This is a genomic window from Candidatus Izemoplasma sp. (genome assembly GCF_982632705.1).
Genome location: NZ_CEXEES010000016.1, coordinates 20,207 through 33,719, shown reverse-complemented (window position 1 = coordinate 33,719; position 13,513 = coordinate 20,207). Strand labels below are relative to the sequence as shown.

The window sequence follows — 13,513 nt, the reverse complement described above, 5'->3', positions numbered from 1 at the left end:
CAGAGATTAACATAACAATAGAAACAATAGCAACAAATGCAAAATACTGTAATGAAAGGATTATAGCAAATGAGTAATCAATTTTACCACCTATTTTGATTGTTGTTTCTCCAACTGTCAATTCTTGAAGAGTATAATCTTTAAGAACACCGGTTCCACTGATAATATCTCCTTCATTGGTGAATAACGCAGAATCTATGAAGTCGCTTTTAAACTGAACATCATCACTAGAAAGATAATAAGGATCCAAAGCGATAGTTATAAATCCGTAAAACTCTTCATCGATGAACAATGCTTTTCTTAGATAAAAAGACTGTACTCTATCATCAACTACTTCATATTGGTAAAGTAATTCCCTAGAAAGAATTGCTTCTGTCAATTCGTTTCGCTGATATGGATTTGAAATATCCATTGTATTTATTGTTATTAAATCATCATAGTCTTCAATTGGATGTACAAACTGTGCTTGAGCTGAATGATCTAATACGATGTATTGTATTACTTCATCAGATCCAATGTTTTCAAGAAGGTTAGAAAACTCTTCTTGATCCATACTTAATGCATGTTCACTGAAGTATGCTTCTATTAAAAGAATATGATGGTCGTTTTTCTCAAACTCTATCTCGTAATGATGTAATAATTTCTCGGTTTCGTTACTAACAATGTTATTAACATCCCGGTTAATAAAAAAGGCTGCTAACATAAGTAAAATAACCCAACTCAATAATCCGAGTAGGGCATAGATTCTAAAACGCTTGCTAGTTTTAAGTAATCCAAAATATTTTTTCATGTTATCACCTTATATATATTATAACAAAAAAAATGAAGTATCTAACTTCATTTTAAAAAACAGTTACTATGTCTTCATATGTTTTTCTTATTAATCTCTTCGTTAAAGGCTTATCATTGTCTCTATACCCTATTGGTAACAACATATTAATGTCTTCATTATCCGCAATATTAAACATTTTTTTAACTTCGGATTGTTTCATTCCACCAACAGCATGAGAATCAATACCATATGACTTAAATAATAACATCAATGTCATTGAGAATAATGATGTGTTTAAATGAGCAAACTTGGTTTTTGAAACTTCGTCTTTCCCATATGCTTTTGATGCCCCTTCTATTAAACTGTTGATTCTTTCTTCGCCATGATTCTTAATCATTTCATTCCAAGCTGGGTTCTCTTTTGTATATCCTTCTTTGTTTGCAACAATGATTAATGTGATTGGTGCTTCTTTTATTTTTTCTTGTTTATATGAAAGTTCAAATAAATCATTTCTATTCTTCTCTGATTTAACAATTATCACTCTCCACGGTTGTAAATTGAAACCACTTGGAGCATATGTTGATTCTTCAATAATTCTTTTGACCAGTTCCATGTCTAGTTGTCTATTTTTATCAAAATGCTGAATACTTCTTCTCATTAAGTTTACTTCTTGTACTGTCATCTTCTTCCTCTTTCTATCTATCGTTTGTTCTTATAAGTAATATGTGTGTGTTCTCTTTTACAGTTAAATGATAAGATTCTTTACTTTCTATCGCGTCACCTTTACCAATAATATTATTATCTACTTCAACAACTCCATCAATTACAACTAAATAACTATATTTGAAGTCTTCAAGTCTAATACTAATATTTTGGTTTGAATCAAACTCACCAACTTTAATACTTGCCTCTTGGTTAATATGGATAACACCTTTTCCTTTTTCTGAACTAACTATTTCCAAGAATGAGTTTTGAATCATCTGATCAGAAAAATTTCTATCTCCGTAATCGGGTTTATGTCCATTTCTATCAGGAAGAATCCATAATTGGTACAAGTGGAGTACATTTGTACCTTCATTTAATTCACTGTGTTGAATACCAGTACCCGCGCTCATGTATTGAACACCGTATGGTCCAAGCTTTCTTTTATTCCCCATAGAATCTTGATGTGTCAGTTCACCATCAACAATATATGTGACTATCTCCATATCGGAATGTGGATGTGTATCAAACCCTTGGTTGGGTTCAATATAATCATCATTTAATACTCGTAAGCTTCCAATATGAACTTTACTTTGATCGTAGTAGTTGGCAAATGAGAAATGATAACTCGTGCTTAGCCAACCATAGTTTGCTTTTCCTAACTCATCGTACTTATGTATCATCATAATTTCATTCACCTCTCTTATTTATAATTATAATATATAAAGGAGGTTTTGTGTTGTAATATGCTCAAAGAAAAGACAATACTGACCAGTTAGATAATAGCAATAAAATACAAACAAAAAGAGCAAGAATATGCTCTTTATTTTTGTCTTGCCATAATAAATAATAAGTCACTTAATCTGTTCAAGTATATTAGACATAAATCAAGATCATCACGTTCATAATTATTTATAAAACTCACTATTTTTCTTTCAGATCGTCTAGTAACCGTTCTAGCTAAATCTAAAAATGCACTCTGTTTTGATTCACTACCTGGTAAAACAAATTCATGTGTTATATGAGATGTTTTTAGGAACTGAGTTTCAGTTTTTTCCAAATAATCTATATCACTTTGAGAAATCAAATTAAGTTGATTTCTTTTATCCTTTGTACTTGTAGCTATTTGTGAGTTGATATCTTGCAGTGTTCTTTGAATTGTCTTTATTTCCTTATAGTTTGTAACTTGGAAGCAAATCCCAAGAATACTACTTACTTCATCAATTGTTCCAAGTGCTTCAAATAAGATATCGTCTTTACTGTATTTGATGTTATTAAAGTTAATGCTGGTCCCTTTGTCTCCTACTCCAGTAGAGATTTGATTAAGTTTATCAATTTTCATTTTTTGAACCTTGGTTTGTAAACATAAAACCACCTCTTTCACTATCATTATAAGTGCTTTAGATTAAACTGTAAAATATTACACAAAAAAAGAGGAATTATACTTCCTCTTTTACTAAACCGATTTTATTGAATATACTTTTACCAAAGTATACAAATACAACTAAGACTAGAAGCATAAATACAGATATAATTCTTGAGATTCCAGATTCTAAAAAATTAAGAATCCCGAAGTAAATCAATGTATTACCTAAAAACAGAAATATATATGCACCAATTAGTGTTTTCATTGCATCTTTAGAATCAGGTTCACTCAGTAAATATCCTATTTTCACTGGATAAGTTGGAATTACAGGTACACCTAATACAAAAATGTGTTTCCATTTTTTTGTGTTTTTAAGCCATATAAGGACATTACCAGATACCTTTTTATTATGTAAATAGTAATTGGAGAATCGATCAACTTTCTTAACAAGAATGAATAATACAAGGCAACCAATCATATTAAATGAGAATATAACAACATAAGATGTAACAACACCCATTAGTGCAATACCGAGACTCAATGTAAACAAAGAAAGAGGACCTTCTATTATCGGGTGGATGAATGCAAATAATATAACAATGATAAATCCGTATTGATTTAAAACAAGCAATGCACTCTCAACAAATGATTCTATACTTAGTAAGTCCATAATATACCTCCGGTAATCAATAGCTGCATAATTAATTTATTTGATCAATTAACTTGCATCTTATAACTTTCTTTTAAAACCTATCTTATTCATTTTCTCTACTTTTTCAATATAAGGTAATGCATCTGGCACTTTACAAGAAGTTTTACCCATATAAACTGTTACTTTCCCAATGTCACTTGCATATTCCTTACATGTATCTGTGAACTGAGAAAGATATATCCCAGCCGAGATTAAAAAACCATTCATAGAATATCGAACCCTGTTCTCTTCATTGTGTATATTTTCTTTTACATACTCTAATTTAATTTTGACTAAGTTTGTATCGATCAATTCATCACTGTATGACATCAATATTAAACCAAACAGACTATACGCAGATTGTCTGAATCTCTTGTCATCATGATCAATCCAATGATGTAGACAATCAAGTCCTAACGCTGTATCTTTAGCAGCCAAATATGCGACGATGGAATCGATAATCATATAGTAAGTTGTACTAAGTAATATCTCTTCTAATTGACGTCTGGTCAGTTTAGATGAATCTATCATCCATTTGGACATATACATTGCATCAATATTACCAGAGAAAAGTAATTCAAAACCAAGTTCGTGGTTCTTTTTAACCTTTTTGAATAGTTTCTTTAAATTTGCCATACTAACACCAAACTGTTCTAAATCAGCACCGTGATTGGTATAGATTTTTCTAGTTTGCTCAGAGCCGTATGATTCTAATTCTTCCATAACTTCTTTTTTTGTCATAATATCACCTACTTATATTATAATATGATGTCAGATATAATAAAAACGAAACACATTGTGCTTCGTTTAAACTAAAGGACTAAACAAGTTAAACAGACCTTCAATAAGCCTTGAAGGTAGACTTCTTTTGTTCCAAACTGATTCAACTTGTATTTCTGATTCAAGTAAATCATCATCAAAGTCTTTAACAAGATCCGCAACAGGTGCACCATATAGCAAAGCTGTTACTTCAAAATTAATTCTAGCAGATCGATTATCTAAATTATATGTTCCACAAGATGCTAAATGATCATCAATAATAAATACTTTTGCATGTGTAAAACCTTTTGTATATACATGTACATTTATTCCTTCTTCTAATAATTCATGAATGAATGATTTTGTAACTATGTATACTGATTTCTTATCAGGTATACCTGGTACAATGATATCGATTTTAACACCTGATTTACAGGCGATAATAAGCGATGTTAGTAACTCCTGGTCAAGAGCGATATACGGAGTCATAATCTTGATAGATTTCTTTGCATTATTGATCATTTTAACATACATGTTTCGTATTGGAGGATTTTTGTATTCTGGTCCAGATGGTACAATTTGCAACAGACCTTTACTTTGTACTTTATAGTCTGGATAGAACACATCTTCGTTGATAAATTTCTTTGTATTTGTATACCAATCTCTAAAGAACAGTTGTGTAAGTGATTTAACTCCACTACCTTCTATTTTCAAGTGTGTATCTCTGAAGTGTCCAAATGGAGAAATTGTATTTCGGTATTCATCTCCTAAATTCATTCCACCCATGTATCCTTTTCTTCCATCAATTACGGTGATTTTTCTATGGTTTCTATAATTTATCTTTGTATTAAAGAATCCAAAGAATACTGGTTCGTTTTTAACTACTTTGATTTTTGCCTTTTTTAAACTTTTTATGTACTCCTTATCAAGAAATACACTTCCAATTGCATCGTATAGTAAATACACAGCTACATTGTCCATAGCTTTTTCTTTTAAGATATCAAGAATTTCAGTCCCAATTTCATCTGTCCTAATTATATAGTACTGCATAAGGATAAATGTTTTTGCACTTTTTAAGTCTTTAATTAAAGAATTAAATTTATTCTCACCATCTCTCAATATTTCAATTCTATTTGAGTTCAAGTATGCATGATGGTTTGTGGAATTGAATGCTGCTTTGTATATATCAGTTATTTCTGAGTCTATCGCGAGATATGATTTATGATTGAAATTTGTTTTTGGTTCTCTTAGCAAATACTCACCCGGTTTTGATAATGGTTTTGATCTATATCTATAACTATTCATATAACTTCGTCCAAATGTAAGGAATAAAGCTAAACCAATGAATGGTTCTAATGTTAAGAAAATTAACCATGGTAATTTTGATGTAGTATGTTCACTACGTAATACAATAGCTAACCAAATCAAAACAACAATAAATGTTAGGAATGATCTAGAAATCATTCTAAATGATATTGTCCAGTCTAGGTAGTCTTGAAGATATATGTACCCAAGTTCAAATAGATATCTGACTACCAATGCGATTATAATATCCAGAATAACCCAGATTAATAATTTAATATTTTGTTTCATATCTATCACCACCTTCATTATAACAAAAAAAAGACTCTTTCAATAAGAGTCTTTTAAGTTTTATAATGCTTTGATATCTGAATCTAATTTTGTTTTGATTGATTGAAGTCCTTTTTTAAGTTCGATATCGTATTCTTTTTGAACACGAGTTTGTTCTGCTTCAAAGTTCTTAGTTTCAACATCTTGTTTTTTATCGATATTTGCTACTGAAGACTCGTATTTAGCTTGTTGTGTACGCAATGTAGCTGCTGTCTCACGAACAGTTTGATTATGTTTGTTTTGAGATTCACCATTTGTAGCTGATAACTTAGATGCTTGTTCTTGTAGACGTTTTTGTTCATCTTGGTTTGATGCAGCAACTTGGCTTTTGAATTCAGCTAATTTTGCTTCTAATTCTTGTTCTTTTTGAGCAGCGTTATTTTTAAGTTCCTCATTATGATTCACTCTGTTTTGCTCTTGAACTTGAATCTTATTGTCTAGTACTTGATTGCTTTCATTTCTTCTTTGTTCGAATAATGATTTTGCATCTTCAATAGATTTATTCTCTTTGTTTACTCTATTGTTGAAGTACATTGTATTTTCTTCAGTCATTGATTGATTTCTGTTTGTTGAATTGTTCTTGAATAAGTTTGTATTGTTTACAGTCTTATCATATCTAGCTTTTGCTTCTTGTAGTTCAACTTCTTTATTTTGTTGAGCAACTTCTAAAGCTTGATTTAAATCATTTGTTTCTAATGTAGACATCTCTTTAGCTTCTTCAACAGCTTTGTCTTTACGTTGATTTGCTAGTAAAATGTTTTCTTGGAATAACTGTGTTTTAGCGAAAACAAAATCTTCTTTTTGTTTTAATTCTTGACGGTAGTTTTGTTTTCTAGATTCGATGATTGAATCTAGTTCCATGATTCTAGCTTTATCAGCTTTTGGATCTAGTTCTTTTTTCTCATCTACTAAAGCTTGGATAGCATCTTCTTCTGATTGTTTAAATGCAGTAACTTCTTTTTGATCAGCTGATGCAATTTTTTCTATTTCTTTATTATATAAGTTTAGTTCTTGTTTGTTTGATAACTCAATATCAGATACTAATGTTTTCAAGTCTTGTTCAACACGTTTGATTTGAGTTTCTAAGAATTTAACTTTTAAATTAACTCTATTATTGATTTCTAATTCTTCAGCTTCTAATAACTCTTCAGCACGTTTCTGATATAAAACAACAAGTGCTTCTTGATTTGAAAGGAATTCAGCTTTAACACCAGCAAGTTTTTTATTATCAGATTCATGTAACTTAATCGCTGATAATTTGTCATTCTCTAAAGTGTCAGATTCTGTTTGGAAGTTTTGCACTTCTCTTTCGTTTTCTAGTTTTGCAAGATTGATTGCTAAGTCAACATCGTTAACTGAGCATTCGTTTATTTTAGCCAGTTCAGCAATTTGTTGATCTTTTAGATTTAAAGATAAGTCTTCATTTAATTGAATTTCATTTTGTTGATTTGTTTTGTCAAATTCAATTACTAATTTCATTTCTAAATCTTTTTGCTCGTTTAATGCTAATTCAGACTCTTTTAATGCTTTTGCAGTTTGGTCTTTATGTTTCGCAGCAAATTCGCTAAATTTAGCTAATTCATCTTGAAGTTTTAATTCTGTATCTAGTTTTGCTTTAGTGATTTCATCAGCTAAAGTAACTTTATTAATTTCAACTTGCATTAGATTGTCTTCTTTGAAGTTTACAAATTCACGTTCAACTGCTGCGATTTGCTCTAAGTTATTCTTAAGAAGTTCTAATTTCTTAGCTTCTAAATCCACTTTACGATCATTATGAGCTTTTTCTAAAGTCTTAATTTCTCTATCAGCAGATTGTTCTAGTTGCTTGATTTCTTTTCTTTGAATTTTTGCTGCTTTTGAATCATTTTCATTTTCAGCTTTTTCTAAGAATTTATTTCTTCTTTGTAATTTTGAATCAAGAGTTTCTTTGATATCTCCAAGTTTTGATTCAAACTCAGCTTGCTCTTGAGCTAACAATGCATTTACTTCTTCTAGTTTCTCTTCGAAGATAGGTACTGCGTCAGCTAATTGCTTATCAACTTTTTCTCTTTGTTTTACAATTCCGTCGTTAAGTTTTTCAATTTTCTTTGTAGAAGCTTCATTTAATTTTGTAATTTTAGCTTCTCTTTTCTCATTTAAAGCAGCACTTTTTTCATTGTACTTAGCTTCTTTATCATTGTACTTTTCTTGTAAGTCTTCTTGCTCACTCACATTGTCTTTTGAAATTTTATCTTGTTCTTTTTGGTTTGCTTCAACATCTTTGTTGTATTGAGCTAAAACCTTTTGAGTTAGTTTCTCGAAATCACTATTTAGTTTTTCTTTTGCTTTTTCTAAACGTGCAATTTCCTTCTCTAATTTTTGAACAGATTTTTCTTCTGCTTCTTCATGATTTTTACTTACTTCAGTTTCTTTTACTTTAACTCCAGCAAGTTGATCCTTGTTGTAATCTTTAATCTTTTCCAACTCAGCTTTATGAGCTTGATTAATTTCTTTGTCTGTTCCTGTAAATTCTTTTAATTCACCTTTAAGATTAGTCGCATTTGATTTTTTCGTTTTTTCATATGCGTTGGTTAATTTCTCAATACCCTCTTTTACTTGTAAGTCTTTTTTAACTACTTTTGAATAGTTTTTTTCTAGTTCTTTTTGTATTACATCGTTCATTCAAACAACCTCCTTCATATGTCTCAATTATAATTGTAACAAATTATGTCATAGTTTTTAAGTTTTTTTTCTATAAATAAGGAAAAAGAAGAGGAAGTCCTCTTCTTTTAGTGGGTTTGGATACCATATCTGTATTTGTTTAGGTAAACAATGATTTGTTCATCGTTTAAAGGTTTAGTAAAATAGTATCCCTGCACATAATCAACATTAAGTTGTAATGCATATTCTAATTGGTGTTTGTTCTCGATTCCTTTGCTAAGTATGTTTATCTTAGATTTATTGGAAAACTCTACTAATGATGTATGTAATAATTCTTGTTTTTTAGAATAATTAGAGTTTGTAGATACTGTCTGATTGATTTTCAAAGAATCAAAATCTATCATTAGTAGAGCTTCTAATGAGAACCACCTGTTGCTGAGTGCGTCTAAGGATATCTTGAATCCAGCAGTACGTAATTTTTGAATGCTAGAGACTCCTTTTTTAGACACGATACTGTCTTCACTTATGTCGAATGAAACATTGTTAGGCACGATATTATACTCGTTTGATAGAGTAAGTAACTCAATCGGATTGATGTTTACTAATGATTGATAACTTAAGTTGATAGTTATTGTGAAATCTTCATCAATTAGATTATTTTCTTTCCAGATTTTGTATGCCATAAATGTTTTCTTAATAACCCGCTTATCAATTTGTTCAAACAATTTCTTTTCTGTGGCGATGTCTTTAAATTTAGCTGCTTCAATTTCTCTGTATTTATCCTTGGTCCATCTAACCAGACTTTCAACACCGGTAATCTTTAAAGATTTAGTATTGATGATTGGAAAGAAGAACGGGACAAATTCATCTAATTGTAACCCTTCTTCTATTTCTTTGTTAAAGACATCAAGATCTTGTTTTATCGAACGTAATTGTTCTGTTGCACTAAGTATTTCTTTTCCTTTATCTTTCGCTTTGATCATTGTGAATTCAGCTAATCTGATAAGGTCATTCATACTTTGTTCTGTTTTCATCATTCCAAGTGATGCTGTTCCAATATGCAGTTTTATGTCATAGTCACTTCTTTGCTCTTTATGCACAGTTTTTGTTTTGATAAACTGTGACAGTTTCATTGCACAAGAAATCATTTCTTCTTGTCTTAAACTTGTGTTAATGACATGCTTACTTTGGAACTCTTGAATGATTACTAATTGATCGTTTCTGTAAATGTATAAGTTCTTTTTAGGGATATGTTTTTTTAAGGTCTCAACAACATCTTTGAAAATGTTGTCCCCTATGTGTGAGTCATAGAATTGTGAGTAATTGTTCAGGTTTGAGAACTCAATAAACATGACAAAATAATCTTGTAGTTTCTTCTCTTTAAATCGTTTATTTGAGTGAAGTTTTCTAATGATTATTTTGTGATCGTGTCTGTTTACATACACATAGAATGTGTATAAAACAAGTACAATGTATATGAGTGATAATAGCAGTTCATCTATGAAGATATCAATGATGACTGTTGCGACAAGTATGCCTGTGATCATCATTGATTCTACGTAGTATTTCAAGTTTAATCAACTGGTTTTATGTAGTAATTACCACGGTTTTGTAGTAATACTTTTGTACCTTCAACTATTGCCGTTAAAGGGTTTTTTGCGATGTGTGTATCAAGACCAATTTCTTTTTGTAAGAACTCGTCTACTCCATCGATTAATGCACAACCACCATTTACTAAAATACCTGTTTCAATAATATCTGCACTTAGTTCTGCAGGTGTATTTTGTAATACTTTAAGTATTGTGTTTGCAATACTTTTAAATGGTTCAACTAGAATGTCTCTAATCTCTGTTTGAGTTACTTGTATTTGTCTTGGTAATCCTGATACCAAGTCTCTACCATTAGCATGAGTTGTTGTTTCTTCAGAGACGTCTTCTCTTAAAGTCCCAATCTGCTCTTTGATTCTTTGAGCAGTTTTCTTACCAATAAGTAATCCGTGATTATACTGTAAATGATTTATGATCTCTTGATCAAAATAATTCCCAGCTACTCTAATTGATTCACTTACAACGATGTCTCCTAAAGATAAGACACCGATATCAGTAGAACCTCCACCTATATCAATTACCAATGAACCTTGAGATGAGTAAATATCTAACCCAGCGCCAATTCCACCAGCTTTTACTTCTTCTTCAATAAATACATCTGGTACACCTAAGTTTTTCGCTAAGTCTACCATTGCTTCACGTTCAATTTGTGTTACCTCACTTGGACAGCAAATCAACACTGTCGAAGCTTTTAAATTGATGTCCATTGTTTCTGCTTTTCTGATAGACATCTCTATTAATTTTTTAGCAGCATCCATATCTGAAATTACACCTTGGTTTAAAGGACTAACAATCTTGATTCCTCTATGTCCTCGACCAATCATTTTTGCTGCGTTATATCCAATTGCGATTACATCATTTGTTCCATATTCCATCGCGATTACAGATGGTTCGTTAAAAATAATTCCTTCGCCTTCTACAAATACTAATAGGTTTGCCGTACCTAAATCTATACCAATTTTTATCATTTTTTTACTTTTTTGTTTTTTCTCAGCCATCATTTTCACCTCTCTACAACTTCAGCGGATTAATTAAATAATCCCCTCTATTTTTAAGTAAGAATTTTGATCCTTCAGCAACACATGTCAAAGGATTACTTACTACATGTACAGGTACGTTAATACGGCTTTTGATGAATTCATCTACACCTTTAATTAATGATCCTCCACCAGTAAGTAATATACCATGTTGGAAAATATCTGCACTTAATTCAGGTGGTGTATCTTTTAGTACTGCGGCAATTAATTTAACGACTTCTTCATATATTGGAGTAAGTACACCTTTTACATCATCAGTCGAAATATTTACCCATTTAGGTACACCGCGCACGATGTCTCTACCTGCATAACGATTGATTAGTTGTGGTGCGTCTTCACGTAAATCAGATAACTCAAACTTTACTCTTTCAGCAGTAAGTTCCCCGATTTCTACTTTATCTACTTTTTTAACATGTTTGGCAACTTCTATATCTACGAAGTTTCCGGCTTTTCTGATTGTTCTACTTAAAACGATATCTCCGTAAGATAGAACACCAACATCTGTTGTTCCTCCACCGATATCTACAACCATTACACCTTTACTTTTGAAGATATCTACATTAGCACCAAGTGCTCCTGCTTTGATTTCTTCTTCGATAAATGTATCTCCTATACCCATAGTTCTGGCTAGTTCGATCATGATATCTCTTTCAATATTCGTTACTTCACTTGGGCAACAAATAACACATGAACTATTAGATAACTCACGCTCTGTTAAGTTCGATACTTTATCTAAAACATATCCAACCAACGCTTTTGCTGCTTTCATATCGCTAATTACACCATTTTTCAATGGTTTAATAACACTTATTTTGTCATGTACTTTTCCAAGCATTTTGTGAGCATCCTCACCGGCAGCTACAATTTTTCCAGATTCTCTATCAAAGGCAATTACACTAGGTTCATTAAAGATGATTCCTTTTTTCTCAAGATACACAAGTAGGTTCGCAGTACCTAAATCGATTCCTAAGCCCATACGATCAGCCATTAGCTTCTCAATTCTCCAAAGTAATGTGCTTTGTTCATCTTAAGTAATTTCTTAGTCCCGTTTACGACTGCGGTCATTGGGTTGCTTGAGATATTAACTTCAACTTTAGTTACTTCTTCTAAGTAATCTTTGATTCCTTTGATTTGTGCTCCTCCACCAGTTACTAAGATTCCGTTTTCAACTAAATCTCCAGCAAGTTCAGGTGGTGTAGCTTCTAGTGTTGCAATTAATGTAGCTTTGATTGATTCAAAACAATCTAATAAGATGTCTCTTATTTCTTTTGCTTCTACTATTACTTGACCTGGTAACCCAGTAACTAAGTCTCTACCCATTGCACGGTATTGAAGAGTTTTTCCCTCTTCATCTGCTGGTAGTTCTCCAGTTAGTGATGCTAACTCAATTTTAATCTTCTCCGCAGTTTGCGGTCCGATTTCAAGTTTATGCACTTCTTTTACGAAGTCTGTGATTCGATTATCAAAATAATCTCCTGCTACTTTGATTGATTTACTTAATACAACATCTCCTAAACTTAGAACACCAAAATCTGTTGTTCCTCCACCGATGTCTACTACTAAGTGTCCACTAGGTGTATAGATATCTATACCTGTCCCAATGGCTGCAGCTTTAATTTCTTCGTCAATTTTAACGTCGTCAATTCCAAGTTCTAAACCTAACTGTAGAATAGCTGCTTTTTCTGTTTCTGTGATTTCTGATGGGATACATATCAGTAATTTATTGATTTGTTGTGATGTTTGTACAAATAATTGATCAAACGTAAACAACAAGATTTCTCTAATCATATCAATATCTGATATTACTCCTCCGTTTAAGGGTTTTACAACCTCAATTTTGTCATGCACTTTACCCACTAATTCTGCTGCTTCTGTACCAACTGATACTACTTTGTTGCTTTGTTTATCAACGGCAATAACACTTGGTTCATTAAAGACAGTACCTCGTCCTTCAACATAAATTAGGAGATTAGATGTGCCAAGATCAACGCCTACGTTAATCTTTCCTTTTTTGTTCTCGCTCATATAAGCCTCCTTCTAAATTTATAATGATAATGGGTATAAAATAAACAAAAAGCGCCCTTAATCAAAAGGACGCTTAAATCACAATATTGGTATAACTGAAAAAACCCTTTTTTTATCCCGTGATTCCAAAAAAGTTTGATCATCATATTGCGGTCCGGCTGGCATTGGTTTTCCATTAGCCCCGTGACTTTGCGTCTACGCGTTTCCACGTATTTGCCTTTTGAATATTCATTTTATACACTCTAAACTTATCACAAGAATTTTTACATGACAAGTGTTTTT

General features: G+C 31.5%; 12 protein-coding genes and 1 riboswitch. All 12 genes read right to left on the bottom strand.

The annotated features are described in order from the left end of the window. A partial coding sequence (locus tag AC2LE6_RS03790) for a hypothetical protein (RefSeq protein WP_484477920.1) occupies positions 1-790 on the bottom strand: 790 nt, incomplete at its 3' end. A gap of 52 nt (positions 791-842) precedes the next feature. Beyond that, entirely contained in the window at positions 843-1,454 is a 612-nt protein-coding gene (locus AC2LE6_RS03785; RefSeq protein WP_484477919.1) for a nitroreductase family protein, read from the bottom strand. Between the two features lie 13 nt (positions 1,455-1,467). Further along, entirely contained in the window at positions 1,468-2,160 is a 693-nt protein-coding gene (locus tag AC2LE6_RS03780) for a pirin family protein (protein ID WP_484477918.1), read from the bottom strand. Between the two features lie 137 nt (positions 2,161-2,297). After that, on the bottom strand, positions 2,298-2,816 hold the full coding sequence (locus tag AC2LE6_RS03775; RefSeq protein WP_484477917.1) for a cob(I)yrinic acid a,c-diamide adenosyltransferase: 519 nt from the start codon (positions 2,814-2,816) through the stop codon (positions 2,298-2,300). A 97-nt stretch (positions 2,817-2,913) separates the two neighbouring features. Continuing rightward, a complete protein-coding gene (locus AC2LE6_RS03770) occupies positions 2,914-3,510 on the bottom strand; it encodes a hypothetical protein (RefSeq protein WP_484477916.1) in 597 nt (198 codons plus the stop codon). Between the two features lie 60 nt (positions 3,511-3,570). Next, positions 3,571-4,272, bottom strand: a complete 702-nt coding sequence (locus AC2LE6_RS03765) for a DNA alkylation repair protein (RefSeq protein ID WP_484477915.1) — start codon at positions 4,270-4,272, stop codon at positions 3,571-3,573. Positions 4,273-4,338: 66 nt separating this feature from the next. Further along, a complete protein-coding gene (gene cls / locus AC2LE6_RS03760) occupies positions 4,339-5,883 on the bottom strand; it encodes a cardiolipin synthase (protein WP_484477914.1) in 1,545 nt (514 codons plus the stop codon). Between the two features lie 60 nt (positions 5,884-5,943). Beyond that, a complete protein-coding gene (locus AC2LE6_RS03755; RefSeq protein WP_484477913.1) occupies positions 5,944-8,583 on the bottom strand; it encodes a coiled-coil domain-containing protein in 2,640 nt (879 codons plus the stop codon). A 107-nt stretch (positions 8,584-8,690) separates the two neighbouring features. Continuing rightward, positions 8,691-10,133, bottom strand: coding sequence for an EAL domain-containing protein (locus AC2LE6_RS03750; RefSeq protein WP_484477912.1), 1,443 nt, complete (start codon positions 10,131-10,133; stop codon positions 8,691-8,693). Positions 10,134-10,135: 2 nt separating this feature from the next. Next, positions 10,136-11,167, bottom strand: coding sequence for a rod shape-determining protein MreB (gene mreB, locus AC2LE6_RS03745; protein ID WP_484477911.1), 1,032 nt, complete (start codon positions 11,165-11,167; stop codon positions 10,136-10,138). 13 nt (positions 11,168-11,180) lie between these two features. Further along, entirely contained in the window at positions 11,181-12,194 is a 1,014-nt protein-coding gene (gene mreB / locus AC2LE6_RS03740; protein WP_484477910.1) for a rod shape-determining protein MreB, read from the bottom strand. Then, positions 12,194-13,231 (bottom strand): rod shape-determining protein MreB, encoded by a 1,038-nt coding sequence (gene mreB / locus AC2LE6_RS03735; protein ID WP_484477909.1) that lies wholly within the window; start codon positions 13,229-13,231, stop codon positions 12,194-12,196. Before mreB (AC2LE6_RS03735) ends, mreB (AC2LE6_RS03740) begins: the two co-directional genes overlap by 1 nt. Positions 13,232-13,376: 145 nt before the next feature. Next, a riboswitch (cyclic di-GMP riboswitch) is annotated at positions 13,377-13,459 on the bottom strand. Positions 13,460-13,513: the final 54 nt, after the last annotated feature.